General features: G+C 57.2%; 14 protein-coding genes. 13 read left to right on the forward strand and 1 reads right to left on the reverse strand.

Features of this window, described 5'->3' with window-relative positions:
• The first annotated feature begins 5 nt into the window (after window positions 1-5).
• The 13 genes from FE788_RS03690 (at window position 6) to FE788_RS03750 (ending at window position 16,196) form a co-directional block, all read left to right on the forward strand.
• Entirely contained in the window at window positions 6-1,673 is a 1,668-nt protein-coding gene (locus tag FE788_RS03690; protein WP_138379371.1) for a peptidoglycan D,D-transpeptidase FtsI family protein, read from the forward strand.
• On the forward strand, window positions 1,670-3,163 hold the full coding sequence (locus tag FE788_RS03695) for a UDP-N-acetylmuramoyl-L-alanyl-D-glutamate--2,6-diaminopimelate ligase (RefSeq protein ID WP_138379372.1): 1,494 nt from the start codon (window positions 1,670-1,672) through the stop codon (window positions 3,161-3,163). Before FE788_RS03690 ends, FE788_RS03695 begins: the two co-directional genes overlap by 4 nt.
• Window positions 3,160-4,635, forward strand: a complete 1,476-nt coding sequence (locus tag FE788_RS03700; protein ID WP_138379373.1) for a UDP-N-acetylmuramoyl-tripeptide--D-alanyl-D-alanine ligase — start codon at window positions 3,160-3,162, stop codon at window positions 4,633-4,635. Before FE788_RS03695 ends, FE788_RS03700 begins: the two co-directional genes overlap by 4 nt.
• Before the next feature lie 44 nt (window positions 4,636-4,679).
• Window positions 4,680-5,768 (forward strand): phospho-N-acetylmuramoyl-pentapeptide-transferase, encoded by a 1,089-nt coding sequence (gene mraY / locus FE788_RS03705; protein WP_138379374.1) that lies wholly within the window; start codon window positions 4,680-4,682, stop codon window positions 5,766-5,768.
• A gap of 36 nt (window positions 5,769-5,804) precedes the next feature.
• On the forward strand, window positions 5,805-6,953 hold the full coding sequence (gene ftsW / locus FE788_RS03710) for a putative lipid II flippase FtsW (protein WP_138379375.1): 1,149 nt from the start codon (window positions 5,805-5,807) through the stop codon (window positions 6,951-6,953).
• Window positions 6,950-8,230 (forward strand): undecaprenyldiphospho-muramoylpentapeptide beta-N-acetylglucosaminyltransferase, encoded by a 1,281-nt coding sequence (gene murG, locus FE788_RS03715; protein ID WP_138379376.1) that lies wholly within the window; start codon window positions 6,950-6,952, stop codon window positions 8,228-8,230. Before ftsW ends, murG begins: the two co-directional genes overlap by 4 nt.
• A complete protein-coding gene (murC, locus tag FE788_RS03720; RefSeq protein ID WP_210414125.1) occupies window positions 8,227-9,684 on the forward strand; it encodes a UDP-N-acetylmuramate--L-alanine ligase in 1,458 nt (485 codons plus the stop codon). Before murG ends, murC begins: the two co-directional genes overlap by 4 nt.
• Window positions 9,684-10,616: a UDP-N-acetylmuramate dehydrogenase gene (gene murB / locus FE788_RS03725; protein ID WP_138379377.1), complete on the forward strand. Its 933-nt coding sequence runs from the start codon at window positions 9,684-9,686 to the stop codon at window positions 10,614-10,616. The genes murC and murB overlap by 1 nt, the downstream gene beginning before the upstream one ends.
• Window positions 10,613-11,527 carry a D-alanine--D-alanine ligase gene (locus tag FE788_RS03730; RefSeq protein ID WP_138379378.1) on the forward strand — a complete coding sequence of 305 codons (915 nt, stop codon included), beginning with the start codon at window positions 10,613-10,615 and terminating at the stop codon, window positions 11,525-11,527. The genes murB and FE788_RS03730 overlap by 4 nt, the downstream gene beginning before the upstream one ends.
• Window positions 11,515-12,408: a cell division protein FtsQ/DivIB gene (locus tag FE788_RS03735; protein WP_138379379.1), complete on the forward strand. Its 894-nt coding sequence runs from the start codon at window positions 11,515-11,517 to the stop codon at window positions 12,406-12,408. Before FE788_RS03730 ends, FE788_RS03735 begins: the two co-directional genes overlap by 13 nt.
• Window positions 12,408-13,661, forward strand: coding sequence for a cell division protein FtsA (gene ftsA / locus FE788_RS03740; protein WP_138379380.1), 1,254 nt, complete (start codon window positions 12,408-12,410; stop codon window positions 13,659-13,661). The genes FE788_RS03735 and ftsA overlap by 1 nt, the downstream gene beginning before the upstream one ends.
• Before the next feature lie 161 nt (window positions 13,662-13,822).
• Entirely contained in the window at window positions 13,823-15,598 is a 1,776-nt protein-coding gene (gene ftsZ, locus FE788_RS03745; RefSeq protein ID WP_138379381.1) for a cell division protein FtsZ, read from the forward strand.
• A gap of 403 nt (window positions 15,599-16,001) precedes the next feature.
• Window positions 16,002-16,196: a hypothetical protein gene (locus FE788_RS03750; RefSeq protein ID WP_138379382.1), complete on the forward strand. Its 195-nt coding sequence runs from the start codon at window positions 16,002-16,004 to the stop codon at window positions 16,194-16,196.
• Between the two features lie 22 nt (window positions 16,197-16,218).
• On the opposite strand, the gene hppD is transcribed toward FE788_RS03750, so the two are convergent.
• Window positions 16,219-17,271: a 4-hydroxyphenylpyruvate dioxygenase gene (gene hppD / locus FE788_RS03755; RefSeq protein ID WP_138379383.1), complete on the reverse strand. Its 1,053-nt coding sequence runs from the start codon at window positions 17,269-17,271 to the stop codon at window positions 16,219-16,221.
• Window positions 17,272-17,350 lie beyond the last annotated feature (79 nt).

Raw genomic sequence — 17,350 nt, forward strand, 5'->3', positions numbered from 1 at the left:
TAGAGATGGCCCGCACGCGACTGATTGTGCCGCTGGTGCTGTTTGCGCTGGGTTTTGGGTTTCTGGCGATACGCCTGATCAGCATCGGGGCGTTTGGAGAAATGCGGGAAGGCGCAAGTTATGTGGCCGCCGCGCCGCGCGATTATATCACCGGGCGGGCGGATATTCTGGATCGGAATGGCGTGGTTCTGGCCACTAATCTGTTGAGCCCGTCTTTGGCGGCGCGGCCGCGTCTGATCAGTGAGCCGGAGACGGTGGCCGACAAGATTGTAGCTATCCTGCCGGATCTTAACCGGGTCGAGGTGCTGAACAAGCTGAAATCTTCCAGTCACCATGTATGGATCAAACGCAAACTCAGCCCGCGTGAAGTCTGGCAAATCAATAGCCTTGGCGAGCCGGGCCTGGAGCTGGAGCAAGAGGAGAAACGCACCTATCCCCATGGTCCGCTGGCGGCGCATGTGCTGGGATATGTGGGGGTGGACAATCAGGCTTTCGCCGGGGTGGAGCGTTTTTTCAACGACCATCTGTCGGATCCGTTGCGGGTTAATGAACCGCTGGTTTTGTCCCTTGATATCCGCGTGCAGCATATTCTGCGTCAGGAACTGAAAGTCTATATGGATAAATTCAGCGCCAAGGGGGCGGCGGGGCTGATCATGGATGCGCAGACTGGCGAAATTCTTGCCCTGTCGTCGTTGCCGGATTTTGATCCCAATGATTATACGGGGGCCGGCCGGGACCAGATGTTTAACAAGGTAACGCAGGGCGTGTATGAAATGGGGTCCGGTTTCAAGGCCTTTACGGTCGCCATGGCTTTGGAGAGCGGGGTGGTTGACCTGGAAGGTGGCTATGATGCGACCGAGCCGCTGAAGGTGGACCGGTTCACCATTCGGGACGATCACGCCAAGAAGCGCTGGCTCAGCGTGCCGGAGATTTTTACCTATTCCAGCAATATCGGCACCGCGCTTATGGCACGGGACATCGGCGCCGAACGCCAGCGGGCGTTTCTCAGGAAGATCGGCATGATGAGCGAACCCTCCATTGAACTTTCCGGAGTGGCAAGCCCGTTGTTGCCGCGCCAGTGGGGCGAGGTGGAAATGATGACCGTTTCTTATGGGCATGGCATCGCCATCACTCCGCTGCAATTGGCCTCCGGCGTTGCCGCCCTGGTCAATGGCGGGCGTCATATTCCTGCCACCTTGTTGCGCCAAGGTGATGGCGATCGGCACCGCGCCGATCCTTCCGGGCAAAGCCGGCATTTGAGCCGGGTGATTTCCGAAAAAACCAGCCGGACCATGCGGGACCTGATGCGTCTTGCCGTACAATATGGTACGGGCCGTCAGGCCGATGTTCAGGGGTACCGGGTGGGGGGCAAAACCGGCACGGCGGAAAAACCCGGCAAGGGCGGGTATCGGGAAAAGGACCTGGTGTCCTCGTTTGTGGGAGCTTTTCCCATGAACAATCCCCAATATGTGGTTTTTGCCATGCTGGATGAACCCCGGGGCATCGAGGAAACCTTTTATTATGCGACGGCCGGGTGGACGGCGGCCCCTCTTGTGGGCAGTGTGATAGAGAAAGTTGGTCCCCTGTTGGGGGTCATGCCGGAAAAAGAGCAGGACCCCGGGCTGGCACATTTTATATTAACTTCGGCGGATGGCGGAACAAAAAACAGATGAGATTATCCGAGCTTCTGAAAGAGACACGGACCAAATTCGCGCTTGAGATCACACCGGATGCGGATCTGGAGGTCAGCGGAATCACAGCCGACAGTCGCAAGGTACAGCCCGGTTTCATTTTTGTGGCCCTGCCCGGTCTCAAATATAACGGCGCGGATTTTATCGAAGCGGCCATAGCCAAAGGGGCTGTGGCCGTTCTTTGCGCGCCTACAGAAAAGGGTTCTCACCCTTCGGTGGTGTGGTTGACCCATGACACGCCAGGGCGGGTCTTCCCGCATATTGTCGCCAGTTATTTTCGCCGTCAGCCGAACAGGGTGGCTGCGGTCACCGGCACCAATGGCAAAACCTCGGTAGCGTCCTTTACCCGGCAGATCTGGGATCATCTGGGGCTAAAGGCGGCATCGGTGGGCACGCTGGGCGTGGTTGGTCCCGATTATCACCGGGAAACCGGCCTGACCACACCTGATCCCGTCACCCTGCACAAGGCGATGAGCGATTTATGCGATCTGGGGGTGGATCATGTGGTGTTCGAGGCATCGAGTCATGGTCTGGCGCAATACCGCCTTGACGGCATGCATATTTCTGCGGGGGCATTTACCAACCTGACCCGGGATCATTATGATTATCACGGCAGTGAGGAAAATTATCTGTACGCCAAAACCCGTCTATTCGGAGAGATCATGAAACCGGGCAGTACGGCCGTGTTGAATGCGGATTGTCCCATCATGCGGGATGTGGAGGATATCTGCTGGGCCCGGGGGCACAAGGTAATCACCGTCGGGCAGTACGATGGAGACATCCGTCTGCTCAGCCAGCGTTCCACGCCCAACGGTCAGGAAATCACGGTTTCTTATGGGGCGCGCCTTTATGATATAGATTTGCCGCTGGTGGGCAGCTTTCAGGCTATGAATGCGCTGATGGCTGTGGGACTGGTCATCGGTTGCGGGGGTGAGGCAGACCAGGCCTTTAAGGCGTTGTCTTGTCTGCGGCCTGTTCGGGGCCGAATGGAAAATGCCGGCCGGCATCCGTCAGGCGCCCGGATCTATGTGGATTACGCCCATACGCCGGATGCCCTGGAAACGGCGCTCAAGGCGCTTCAGCCTCATGTCCGGGGGCGGCTTTCTGTGGTGTTCGGTTGCGGTGGTGACCGGGACCGGGGCAAAAGAAAGCCCATGGGCGAGATTGCGGCGCGGCTGGCAGATCGGGTTTATGTAACGGATGACAATCCGCGCAGTGAAGATGCAGCAGCGATCCGTACCGAGATTATGGCCGGCTGCCCCGAGGCCACCGAGGTCGGCGATCGGGCCCAGGCCATTCGCCGGGCGCTCAGGGATCTTGAAGCCGGGGATATTCTTCTGGTGGCCGGCAAAGGTCATGAAAGGGGGCAGGTTATTGCCAACAAAGTCATTGATTTCGATGATGTTTCGGAGGTGCGTACAGCGCTGGCGGAGCTGTCCCCCTCGGCCAGCCCGGGAGGAGAAACCCCATGACCGAAGTTGTCGATGAAACCGCCCTGTGGACGTCCCGGGAACTGGGGCGGGTGCTGGGGAGTGACGTCCGGGCGCAGTGGGACTGTCAGGGCATTTCCATCGACAGCCGTACGCTTAAGCGGGGGGATCTGTTTTTTGCGTTGTCAGGTCCGCATTTCGACGGTCATGATTATGTGGCAGAAGTGTTTGAGAAGGGAGCGGCAGGAGCGGTGGTCAGCAAGCCCGTTGCTGGCGCTGATCCGGCCCGTCTGCTGATGGTGAAGGATGTGCGCGCGGCGCTGGTGATGCTGGGCAGGGCGGGGCGCGATCGGGTGGAGGCGCCGGTTATTGCGGTCACCGGTAGTGTTGGCAAGACCGGAGTCAAGGAAGCGCTGCGTCTGGCGCTGGGGCGTGACAAAAAAACTCATGCCAGCATCTTAAGCTACAACAATGAGATCGGCGTACCGTTGTCCTTGGCGCGCATGCCCCGGGATGCGGCCTATGGTGTTTTTGAGCTGGGCATGAACCACAAGGGGGAGCTGAAAGAGCTGGTCAGACTGGTGCGGCCCCATGTGGCGATTGTGACCACAGTCGAACTGGCTCATAGCGAATTTTTTGAAAGCGTGGAAGAGATTGCCGACGCCAAGGCCGAAATCTTTACCGCCATGACAGGGCCGGGGGTGGCTCTTCTCAATCGGGACAATGATCAGTACGGCCGGCTGCGGCAACGAGCCGAACAGGTCGGCGTGAACAAAATTGTTTCTTTCGGCAGCACGCCGGAAGCGGATATCCATATTCTGGAGCAGGTTCTTGAGGAAACACAAAGCATCGTGACCGCCAATGTGAACGGCAAAATCATGACCTACAGGATTGGTCTGGCGGGGCAGCACTGGGTTCTGAATTCGTTGGCAGTGCTGGGCGCTGTGGATCAGGTGGGGGGAGACCTGGGCCTTGCGGGATTGGCGCTGGCGGAAATGGCGCCGCTCAAGGGGCGCGGTCAGCGCCACAGAATTCCCCTACGCCCGGAGAAAGGCACCGACAGGGGCAGGACTACAGGCGATGAGGCTGCCTTTGTGCTGATTGATGAGAGTTATAACGCCAATCCGGCATCCATGCGGGCCGCTCTGGCCAGCCAGGGACAGATCACCCCCGCTTCGCAGGGGCGGCGTATCGCCGTGCTTGGGGATATGGCAGAACTGGGATCCGAAAGTGCCGCGCTGCATGCGGCCCTGGCGGACGCTGTTAGCGCTGCGGGCATAGAGCGGCTCTATCTGATAGGAACAGACATGAGGCATCTGGGCCGGGTGCTGGAAGATAAAATGTTTGTTGCGCATTTTGATACGATTGAGGATCTGGCGCAGGCCCTGGACGCTGATTTGCGCTGTGACGATGTGGTCATGGTAAAGGGCTCCAATGCCAGCGGCATGTTCCGACTGGTGGAAAGAATGCTGGACATGACGTCACCGAATGTGAAAAAAGCGACCAACGGGTAAACCCGTTTCAGCTTCGGGACGACGAACAGGAAAAGACATAAGGCATGCTGTATAACTTTTTATATCCTTTGAGCGATGATTTCGGACTGTTCAATCTGTTCAGATATTTGACGTTCCGGACGGGTGGGGCGTTGTTCACCGCGTTTTTGATCAGTTTCCTGTGCGGACCGTCGCTCATAGGCTGGTTAAGAAAGAAACAGAAAAAAGGGCAACCCATCCGCGATGACGGACCGGAAAGCCATCTACTGACCAAGCAGGGCACGCCCACCATGGGTGGTTTCCTGATCCTGTTGGGCCTTACGGTGGGCACAGTATTGTGGGCGGATCTCAGCAATCCTTATGTCTGGGCCTGTCTGGTGGTTACCACCGGTTTCGGGGTGATCGGTTTCATGGATGACTACCGCAAAGTGACCCGATCCAGTTCCGCCGGCGTTCCCGGCCGCGTCAAGCTTATCCTGGAAATTATTGTGTCTTTGGGTGCCGTGTTGATCATTATGAATGCCGCGGAACAGGACATTCGTGATGTCCTGGCCGTGCCGTTTTTCAAATCGGTGATGATTAATCTGGGTTGGGTAATGATCCCTTTTGCCATGTTTATTATTGTCGGCGCCTCCAACAGCGTCAATCTGACGGATGGCCTGGATGGCTTGGCGATCATGCCGGTGATCATCGCCTCGGGGACCTTTGCCCTGATTGCCTATCTGGTGGGCAACAGCATCTATGCCGATTACCTACAGCTGATTTATGTGCCGGGAGCGGGGGAACTCGCGGTGTTCAGTGCTGCCATTATCGGGGCGGGGCTTGGTTTTCTCTGGTACAATGCACCCCCCGCCATGGTGTTTATGGGCGATACTGGCAGTCTGGCCCTTGGGGGGGCGCTGGGCAGCATCGCGGTTATCATCAAACATGAAATCGTGCTGGCGATTGTGGGAGGGCTGTTTGTGCTGGAAACCGTGTCGGTCATCGTGCAGGTAATCTCTTTCAAGATAACCGGCCGGCGGGTGTTCCGTATGGCGCCAATTCATCATCACTTTGAACAAAAGGGCTGGGCCGAGCCGACCATTGTGATCCGTTTCTGGATCATTGCGGTGTTATTGGCGCTGTTAGGGTTGGCCACGCTGAAGCTGCGTTAGGCAGGGAAGAACAGAGGAGCAGGAGACGATAAGGGAATGAATATTTTTTCCCGTACCGATACAAGCCTATTGAGCGACTGGTGGTGGACGGTGGATCGCTGGCTTTTGATGTCGCTGGCCTTGCTCATTGGTCTGGGAATCCTCATGACCTTCGGGGCCAGCCCGGCCATTGCCGAAAAGTTGGGGCTGGACAGTTTTCATTTCGTCCGTCGCCAGCTGGCCTTCCTGGTCGTCTCACTGATTGCCATGTTCGGTATTTCCCTGTTGTCTCCGCTCAGTGTGCGACGGTTCGGGGTTCTATTGTTTCTTGTCTGTCTCGGACTTCTGGTGCTCACCCATTTCATCGGGGCAGAGGCCAAAGGCGCACGCCGCTGGATCAGGATGGGCAGTTTCACGCTTCAGGCCTCTGAATTTATCAAGCCGGCCTTTATCATTGTGAGCGCCTGGATGTTTGCCGAGGCCCACAAAAGTCCTGGTTTCCCGGGGTGGAAAATTTCCATTGGCCTGTATTGTCTTGTGGCATTTCTGTTGATCATGCAGCCGGATGTGGGGCAGACGGTGCTGATTACAGCAGTCTGGGGGGGGATGTTTTTTATGGCGGGGCTGCCCATGATATGGGTTGGCGGCCTGATCGGGGCTGGTCTTGTGGGGCTGATTTCGGCTTATCTGTTTTTGCCTCATGTGACAAGCCGCATTGACCGTTTCCTGAATCCCGAAAGCGGGGATACCTATCAGATCGACACGGCCATGAACGCCTTCAAGAGTGGTGGTCTGTTCGGCCGTGGTCCGGGGGAAGGCGCGGTGAAAAAACTTTTGCCCGACGCCCATACGGATTTCATCTTTGCTGTGGCCGGGGAGGAATTCGGCATCATCATGTGCCTGCTGATTGTGGTGCTGTTTGCGGTGATTGTGATCCGGGGCATGGTTAACCTTTTGAAGGAAACAGATATGTTCACCTTTCTTGCCGTGGCCGGGCTTCTGATTCAGTTCGGCCTGCAGGCGTTTATCAATCTGGGGGTCAACCTGGCGGTTTTACCCAGCAAGGGCATGACCTTGCCGTTTATCAGTTATGGCGGGTCTTCCATGCTGGCCCTGTCCCTAGGGATGGGCATGATATTGGCGCTTACCCGGCGCAACATTCATCAAACCTGTGATCCCGCAGGGCGAGGCTGGAGGTTGGTATGAAGCGGCGGCGCACCTCTCATATTGTGCTGGCGGCGGGGGGGACTGGCGGACACATGTTCCCGGCGCTTGCGCTGATGGAAGAGCTGGTGGCGCGTGGGCATCGGGTGAGCCTGATCACCGATGACCGGGGCCTGCGTTATAAGGATCTGTTTGACGGGGTTAAGGTGCTGAAAGTCAACAGCGCCACATTCAGCGGCCGAGGGCCGTTAGGGAAACTTGCTGCGCTGTTCAGGGTGTTGAGCGGGATTGTGGAGTCGCGACGGATGCTTAAAAGGCTTGTCCCCGGTGTGGTGGTGGGATTTGGCGGTTATCCGTCCCTGCCGACGCTCCTGGCGGCGGTATGGAGCGGCATCCCCACCTGTCTTCATGAACAGAATGCCGTGCTGGGACGGGTCAACCGGTTTCTGGCGCGGTGGGTGGACGCCGTGGCGTTGTCGTTTGAAAAGACCCTGAAAGCCAAATGGCACAGATATAATTATGTGGTGGTGACCGGCAACCCGGTGCGCCGGGAAATTATTGAGCTTGGGGACAAGGCCTATCCGCCCATTGGCGACGACCGTATTTTCCGTATTCTGGTCATTGGCGGCAGTCAGGGCGCGTCTATTTTCAGCGATGTTGTGCCCGCGGCCATTTCCATTCTGCCCCGGGCGTTACAACGACGCTTGCAGATCACCCAGCAATGCCGTGAAGAAGACATCGCCGCCGTGCGCGAAATTTACGCCAAAACAAAAATCGCGGTGGAACTTTCGACCTTTATTTCCAATCTTCCGGAGTGTATGGAATGGGCCCATCTGGTGATTGGGCGGGCCGGGGCCTCGACCATTGCGGAATTGACGGCGGCCGGCCGGCCGGCTGTTCTGGTGCCCTATCCCCATGCCACCGATGATCACCAGATGGAAAATGCCCGGGAAATGGTGGTGGCCGGCGGGGCCTGGCTTTTCCATCAGAAGGAATTCAATCCCAGTGAACTGGCCAAGACCCTGCAACGTCTGGCCAAACGGCCGCGGGATGTGTGGCGGGCGGCGGAAGACGCCCGCAGGGTCGGCAAACCCTATGCCACTAAGGATCTGGGCGACCTGGTGGAACGCCTGGCTTTGGTGCAGGGAGATGCCAGGGTGATCCGGGTGAATGAGGTCGCCTTACGGCCCGCACCGCGGCAGGAGACGGAGACAGGGGAGGTGCCCTCCGCCCTCGCGGTTGAGGAACAGCAGGCTGATCCGGAAAAACAGGAACAGAAAGTAATTAAGAACCCTTTGCGGGCGAGAAGACAGACATGACAAAACAACGGCGGTCCCAAACCATCAAACACTCTACGATCAAACACCCCATTGAGATCGGTACCCTGCATTTTGTCGGCATCGGCGGCATCGGCATGAGCGGCATTGCCGAAGTGATGCATAATTTCGGTTACAAAGTGCAGGGCAGCGACATCGCTGAAAACGCCAATGTCAAACGCCTGCGGGCCTTGGGCATTAAGGTCATGATCGGACAGAAAGAGGAAAACCTTGATGGTGCATGGGGTATTGTGGTTTCTTCCGCCATCCGTCCGGACAATGCGGAGATGGTGGCCGCGCGGGCGCGCAAGATGCCGGTTATTCGCCGGGCTGAAATGCTGGCCGAACTGATGCGTCTGAAATGGTGCATTTCTGTTGCCGGCACCCATGGCAAAACCACCACCACCTCGATGATTGCTGCAGTTTTGGATACGGCTGGTTTTGATCCGACGGTCATTAACGGCGGTATCATAAATGCCTATGGCACCAATGCGCGCCTGGGTGAGGGGGACTGGATGGTGGTGGAGGCGGATGAATCCGATGGCACCTTTGTCAAATTGCCCGCAACCATTGCCGTGGTCACCAATATTGATCCGGAGCACCTGGATTTTTACGGGGATTTCGAAACCGAGAAAGAAGCGTTCCGGACCTTTGTGGAAAATGTGCCTTTTTATGGTTTTGCCGCCATGTGTATTGATCATCCGGAGGTGCAGGCCCTGATCGGACGCATCAATGACCGCAAGATCGTGACTTTCGGTTTTAGCCCGCAAGCGGATGTGCGGGCCCGTAATCTGGAATTTTCCGGCGGGGCGGCGCATTTCGATGTGGAAATCAGCGACCGGTACCGGGATGACAGCCTGGAAATCAGGGATATGGTCCTGCCCATGCCGGGCCGGCACAATGTGCTGAATGCCCTGGCCGCCATCGCAGTGGCCACTGAAATGGGATTGGGTGCGGATATTATTCGTCGGGCTTTTGCGGCTTTTTCCGGGGTTCGACGGCGCTTTACCCGTGTGGGAGAAGTGGCGGGGGTCACAATTGTGGATGATTATGCGCATCATCCGGTGGAAATCTCCTCGGTCCTTGGGGCCGCGCGGGAAGCGTTTGAGGGGCGGGTCATCGCTGTGGTGCAGCCGCATCGCTATTCCCGGTTGAAAAGTCTGTTTGAGGAATTCTGCGCCTGTTTCAATAATGCGGATATGGTGTATGTCGCCCCGGTATATGAGGCCGGAGAAAAGCCGATCGAGGGTGCTGATCGTGACAGCCTGGTGGAAGGGTTAAGGCGTTTTGGTCACCGCCAGGTGATGCCTTTTGACGCTCCAGAAGAGTTGCCGGATCTATTGGGACAGGTTATCGAAACCGGCGATATTGTCATTTTTCTCGGGGCGGGCACCATTACCCAGTGGGCGTATGGTTTACCGGAAAAACTTGCCGCAGTGCTGGAGGGCAATGCCTGATGCAGCCGATAAAGATCATAGCGGATAACTGGTGGAGCAGCCTGCCTGACGTTCGCGGACGTTATGAATTCGACGTGCCGCTGGCCCGGCATACCTGGTTCAGGGTGGGCGGGCCGGCGCGGGTTCTGTTTACGCCCGAAGATCCGGCGGACCTGATGAAATTCTTGAGCGAGCTTGACCCGCAGGTGCCCATTATGCCGCTGGGCGTCGGGTCAAACCTGCTGATCCGGGATGGTGGTTTTGATGGAGTGGTGATCCGGTTCGGTAAAAAATTTGCCACCATCGAGGTCCAGGAGGATAAGATTATCGCCGGGGCGGGAGCGCCGGATATCGCGGTGGCTGCCGCGGCCCGGAACGCGCATCTCAAGGGGTTGGAATTCCTGCGTGGCATCCCGGGTACCATTGGCGGAGCCGTGCGCATGAATGCCGGCGCCTATGGGCGGGAAATGGCTGATGTTCTGGTTTCTGTGGAGGCGGTTGATCGCCACGGGCAGCGACATCAGCTGAGGGCAGAAGAGATGGGTTTCACATATCGTCATTGTGCCGTTTCGGAAGAGCTGATTTTTATGTCCGGCACATTGCGCGGCGCCCCGGGCATGCGCGAAGAGATCGACCGGAGGATGAAGGAAATAGCCGAGGCCCGTGAGGAAAGCCAGCCGCTCAGAACGCGTACCGGTGGCAGCACCTTTAAAAACCCGGAAGGGCGCAAGGCCTGGAAGCTGGTGGACGAGGCGGGCTGTCGGGGGTTGCGCGTTGGTGGGGCGCAGGTATCGGAAAAACACTGTAATTTCCTCATCAATCTGGGGTCGGCCACGGCCCGGGATCTGGAGGAACTGGGTGAGGAAGTCCGCCGCCGGGTCAAGCAGACCAGCGGCGTTGATCTGGAATGGGAAATCCGCATTGTCGGCACGGCACGGGGAGAGGTGTCATGACAAAACATGTGGCGGTGCTCAAAGGCGGCTGGTCCGCCGAACGGGAAGTGTCTCTGGTCAGCGGGGCGGCTGTGGCCAAGGCGTTACGGGCGGGCGGATACAAGGTCACGGAAATTGACGTTGAACCGGATATTGCTGACGTGCTTGCCGATCTAAAACCGGATGTGGTGTTTAATGCCCTGCATGGCCGTTGGGGCGAAGATGGTTGTATTCAGGGCATTCTTGAAATTCTGGGATTGCCTTATACCCATTCCGGGGTGACGGCTTCGGCTGTGGCGATGGACAAGATCCTGTCCAAGAAACTGTTTCGCACGGTGGGGATTCCCTGTGCAGAGGACAGACTGGTGACAAGAGAGGAACTGTTTGCCGCCGACCCGCTACCGCGTCCCTTTGTGGTCAAGCCCTTTAATGAAGGCTCCAGCGTCGGGGTGGTGATTGTTCAGGATGGCACGAACCTGTCGCCGCAGATGCCCGGTCCGTGGCAGAGCTGCGAGCGGTTGATGGTGGAACAATATATTGCCGGACGGGAACTGACTGTTTCTGTCATGGGGGCTCAGGCGCTGGCCGTGACCGAATTGCGTCCTCATGAGGGTTTTTACGATTATGACGCCAAATATAAGGAGGGCAAAACCGATCACCTGCTTCCGGCGCCGCTTTCTGAAACCCTGACCGCAGAAATTATGGAGATGGCCGAAAAGGCGCATGAGGTCCTGGGGTGTCGGGGGGTGAGCCGGGCCGATTTTCGCCTGGAAGACAAACCTGATGGCGACGGCGTGCCCCATATCCTAGAGGTGAATACTCAGCCGGGCATGACGCCTTTATCATTGGTGCCGGAACAGGCCGCGCATGTGGGGATCGGATTTGAGGAACTGGTCTGCTGGATGGTGGAGGATGCGTCATGCCATCGCTGAAAACCATTTTGCAGGAAAAATTTGCGCGCCGGAAAGGGCCGCTGAAACGCGGGGAGCGAGAAGCCCAGAGTCTCAAGCGGCGTCGGCAGAAGGACTTTCTGCGCCGGAGTTTGTCCGTTGCGGCGGGGGCGGCGGCGGTGCTGGGCGGCATTTATGCCTGGCAGAGTGGGCGACTTGCCGCCCTGATCGAAACAACACAGACGGCACTCCATGAACGGGTTGCTGAGGCCGGCCTGGTTGTCGAAGACATTCAGGTCAGCGGGCAACAAAATACCTCTGTTGAGGAAATCACCCGGGCGCTTGATCTTCGGCAGGGGCAGTCAATCGTGTCTGTTGACCTGAAAGCCATGCGGGATCGGGTGGAGCAGCTCGACTGGGTGCGTCGGGCGGTTATCGCCCGGGTCATGCCCAATGGGCTTTCCGTGACAATTGAAGAATATCAGCCGGCCGCCTTATGGCAGGTTGACGGGAATCTATGGATTGTGACAGAAGACGGTCATCGCATCACAGACCAGCATTTGGCGAAATTTGCCCATTTGCCGATGGTGGTGGGCCGCGGCGCCGAAAAACACCTGGGGACTTATCTGGCGCGTCTGGCGGCGCATCCGGATCTGGCGGCCCATATTGAAACTGCCGTACGGGTCGGGCAGCGGCGATGGGATCTGCACCTGAAACAGGGGGTGACCATTCGTCTGCCGGAACAAGACGAGGACAGAGCCTGGCGTCGGTTCCAGCGTTATGTGGAGGATCATAACATCCTGAACAGGAATATTCTGGTGGTGGATTTCCGGCAGCAGGATCGCACCATTGTGCGGCTCACGCCGGAAGAGGCGGAACGGCGGCGTCTGGCTGCCCAAAATGAAGATGAGGAAAGTATCTGATGGCCGGAATGCGTGATAATGTCATCGCCGCTCTGGATATCGGCAGCAGCAAAATCTGTTGTTTCATCGCCCGCATCAATGATCAGGGCCGACCGCAGGTCATCGGCATCGGACACCAGGTTTCCCAAGGGCTCAAAGCGGGCACGGTTGTTGATATGGAGGAAACGGAAACCTCCATCCGTACGGCAGTGGATACGGCGGAACGCATGGCCGGCGGCAGCCCCATTGAAAATGTCATTGTCAATATTTCTGCTGGGCACCCTGAATCCAGCCATTTTGCCGTGGATGTGGATGTGGCCGGACACCAGATCAGTGAGATGGATATTGAGCGGGTTCTGGGGGCCGCCCGGGACTATATCCGTAACGAAGATCGTTATGTGGTGCATTCCCGCCCTGCCAGCTATACCATTGACGGGGTCGGCGGGGTGAAAAACCCGCGGGGCATGTATGGGGAAAAGCTGGGGGTGGACATGCATCTGGCCACGGTGGCGGTCAGTCCGCTTAAAAACCTTCAAACCTGTATCAACCGTTGTCATCTGAACATGGCCGGCGTGGTGCTGTCGGCTTATGCCTCGGGCCTGGCGACCATGGTGGAGGATGAGAGGGAACTGGGCAGTGTCTGTATTGATATGGGCGGGGGGCTGACCACCCTGGCCGCGTTCAAGGATGGTGAGTTTATCTATGCGGATACGGTCCCACTGGGTGGCCATCATGTCACAAGCGATATTGCCCAGGGGCTGTCTACGCCGCGTGCCAGCGCGGAACGGTTAAAAACCCTGTATGGCACCTGTTTTCCAAGGCAGGTGGTGCGTGAACAGATTGATATTGTGCAGACGGGCGATGATGGCGGCGAATACACCACTACCATCCCCCGGGCCATGCTGACCTCGATTATCGAGGCGCGGATGGAGGAAATTTTTGAACTGGTGCGGGACCGGCTCGTAGACTCCGGTCTGGATCCATTGGTCGGGCGGCGGCTGGTGCTGACCGGTGGGGCCAGCCAGATGAGCGGCGTTGAGGATCTGGCCAAGAAGGTTTTTGGTACGGAAAAATTTGACCGCCATGTGCGCCTGGGGCGTCCGTTGAGTGTGGACGGGTTGGCCGATGCGACGGCCGGCCCGGTCTTTTCGACCTGCGCCGGCTTGCTGACTTATGCGGCGACGCGGCCAGAAGAGGTGCATTACCAGAAAGAAAAACAACCCTTGATTGGTATTTTGCCGCGCATCGGGCGGTGGATCAAGGAGAATTTTTAGGAAGGAAGCAGAAAAATGTGGCAAAAACGACTCGGGAGCTTAAAAAAACGACTCGGAGGGCATTTTTCTTTAGACAGCGCGAATCACATAAGTTAAATTGTTGTTAACTATTTGTTCCGGCTTACTGAATCCAGAACTCTCAGGGCCGAGCGGAGGGCTTTATGACTATAGAATTTACAACACCGGAATTGACGGAACTTCAACCTAAAATCACAGTGTTTGGTGTGGGCGGCGCCGGGGGCAATGCCGTCAACAATATGATTGCGGCTCAACTTCAGGGTGTTGATTTTATCGTCGCCAATACGGATGCTCAGGCGCTTGCACATTCCCGGGCGGAACAGAAAATTCAGCTTGGGGCGCAACTGACCCAGGGGTTGGGGGCAGGGGCACGCCCGGAAGTGGGGCGGGCTGCGGCCGAGGAAACCCTGGACAAGATTGAAGAGTATTTGCAGGGCGCTCATATGGCGTTTATCACGGCTGGCATGGGCGGTGGCACCGGCACGGGAGCCGCGCCGATTATTGCCAAAGCCGCCCGTGAAAAGGGTATTCTGACCGTCGGTGTGGTGACCAAGCCGTTCCAGTTTGAAGGCTCCCGCCGCATGGCGCTGGCCGAGCAGGGAATTAGCGAGCTTTCACAATATGTGGATACCCTGATCATCATTCCCAACCAGAATCTGTTCCGCATCGCCAATGAACGCACCACTTTTGCCGATGCCTTTGCCATGGCGGATGAGGTGTTGCATTCCGGCGTGCGCGGGATTACCGACTTGATGGTGATGCCGGGGCTGGTCAATCTGGATTTTGCCGATGTGCGCACGGTGATGAGCGAGATGGGCAAGGCGATGATGGGCACCGGCGAAGCCGAAGGGGACGGTCGGGCGCTGGAAGCGGCCGAGGCGGCCATTTCCAACCCGCTTTTGGATGAGGTTTCTATGAAAGGCGCCAAAGGGGTGCTGATCAACATCACTGGCGGCATGGACCTGACGTTGTTTGAGGTGGATGAGGCCGCCAACCGGATCCGCAGCGAAGTGGACCCGGACGCCAATATCCTGGTGGGGTCAGCGCTTAATCCGGAACTGGAGGGCAAAATGCGGGTGTCCGTGGTGGCAACCGGCATTGATGCAACGGCCCAGCCCAAGGTGGAAACCCCGATACGAACCTATGATTTCAATAAGCCGTCTCAGAAAACCGAGGAGCCGGCCGCGGAGGAAGCGACTATCGTTGCCGATGCCACCCCGGAAGAAAGAGAAGACCTGTCAGGGGAAGCTTATCTGGAAGAACCGCTGGAATTGCAGGATGAAGTTCGGGAAGAAACCGAGGAGCTGTTCAGCCAGCTCGACGACAGCATCGTGGAAGACCGGCAGGTTGAGGCGGAGACTGTGGAGCCGGCCATAGAGGAGGATCGGGAAGCGCCTTTCATCGCGCCGGAGCCGGTTCTGCCTGAGCGCAAGGTACAGCCGCTTTCCGATAAGCCCGATCCTTATGCGGAAGCCGCTTTGGCCAATGCCCAGAGTGGCGAGGAACGGCCCAGCCGGCTGAATATTTTCGGGTCCATGCTGGGGGGAAAGAAAAAAGCCAAATCCTCAAAGGAGCCTGTTCTGCGCCAAGGGGATCTTTTGGGCGGCCGTGAAGAGGAAGAACCCTCCAGGGCCAGCGGGCCTTCAGGAACCGACCGGGAAGAGGCAGAGCCGTCTTCCCCGCCAGCGCGTAATCCCTTGCGTCAAAAACCGGCCGCGCCGCGTACTGAACGTCCGCAGGAGCAAGCGGCCAAACCGGCAACGGAACAGGCCGATCGGGCCTCTGCTGATCGGTCCGCCGGTCGCGGCCCGTTGACGGCCGGAGAAAGAATTGTGCCGCGAACGCCGTCAAAACCGGCGGGTGAGCGGGAAGAGGATCATCTGGAGATTCCGGCTTTCCTGCGCCGGCAGGCCAACTGAAGCGGCTGGGGAATGTCGCGCCGGTATGTCCTGATATAGCAGGAAAGACAGACTGCCATAGTTGTGAGGGCGGTGTTTTTGAACGCCAGTAGTCTGAGATTGGGTTTCGATAAAAAAGACGAGTATTTTTATAATAAGGCGAGTATCATTTTCCCCACAAAACTTTAAAGGCGGGCCAAAACCCGCCTTTTTTATTGGGGCCTTCTTCATTCTTTGAGGTCACGCCCTTGTCCAAATATATGGTGCGGGTTCCCGATGACGTTGTTCTGTCATCCTTGCAAGTGAGGGGAAGCGACGCCATCCACAAAGCCTATGGGGCGTCGCTCCGGAAGGAGGGAATTAGAGTGAATTGTGCATAGGTTGACCCATTCTGCCGGGCCGGTCTGGTTCAGGAGCCAGGGGTTTGGCGCAGGTCATACTGGCGGTACGGCCCAGCCAAATCCCTCAGGAACCGGGCCAGACCGGCCCGGCCCTTCGGGTTGGCGGCTTGGGGCCGCTCACTTTGTCAGACGCCTGGGTCAGACGCCTGGCCCGATGCCCCGCATCGCCCGGCGCCGTCTTCCGCGTGAGGCGGGCCGCAATCCGCAAACAGAATTGAGCCAACCTCTTCACAATTCACTCTAAATCACGCCGCGGCGGATCTGATCCAGCTCGATGGATTCAAACAATGCCTTGAAGTTGCCTTCGCCAAAGCCCTTGTTGCCCTTGCGCTGGATAATCTCGAAAAAGATCGGGCCAATCACATTGTTGGTGAAGATCTGCAACAGAATGCCCTGATCTTTGCTGCCGTCGATCAGAATGCGGCGTTTGCGCAATTCTTCCACGTCTTCCTCGTGACCGATCACCCGATCGTTAACCAGCTCATAATAGGTGTCTACCGTATCCTGTAACGGTACGTTATGAGCCCGCAGAACATCCACGGTTTTGTAGATATTTTCTGTATGCAGGGCTACGTGCTGAATGCCTTCGCCGCGATATTCCATGAGATATTCCACAATCTGGGACTTGTTGTCCTTGGATTCATTCAGTGGAATATGGATCTTGCCGCAGGGGCTGGTCATGGCCTTGCTGGTCAGGCCGGTTTTCTGCCCTTCGATATCGAAATATTTCAGTTCCCTGAAATTAAACAGGCGTTCATAAAATTCCGCCCAGAATGCCATGCGTCCCTGATAAACATTATGGGTCAGATGGTCGATGAACTGGAACCCGGCGTCTTCGACATCCTTTTCATCGTCCAGTTCAATGGGCACAAAATCCACATCATAAATGGTATTCTCGCCATACCGGTCCACCAGATAAAGACGGCTGCCACCAATGCCTTCTATGGCCGGGATATACAGTTCCATTGGCGCCACATCGGTTGGAACCGGGTTGGCGCCAAGGCTCAGGGCGCGTTCGTAAGCGTATTTGGCGTCCTTGACCCGGAAGGCCATGGCGCAGATGCTGGGGCCGTGGGCGAAGGCATAACGTTGGGCAAAACTGTTGGGTTCTGCGTTGATGATGAAGTTCACATCGCCCTGACGGTGCAAAGTGACGTTTTTGTGCCGGTGCTTGGCTACGGTTCTGAACCCCATCTGTTTGAACAGACCACGCAGCATTTCCGGGTCCGGCGCAGCATATTCGATAAACTCAAACCCATCCAGGCCCATGGGATTTTCAAAAAGATCAGCCATTACAGTCTCCTGATAAGATCGTGCCATTTATGTTTTACGGGGGAAATTATACTCCATAATGTATGGAATTTTGTTTATA

The sequence above is a fragment of the Luteithermobacter gelatinilyticus genome (assembly GCF_005849285.1).
Classification (GTDB): domain Bacteria; phylum Pseudomonadota; class Alphaproteobacteria; order Sphingomonadales; family Emcibacteraceae; genus Luteithermobacter; species Luteithermobacter gelatinilyticus.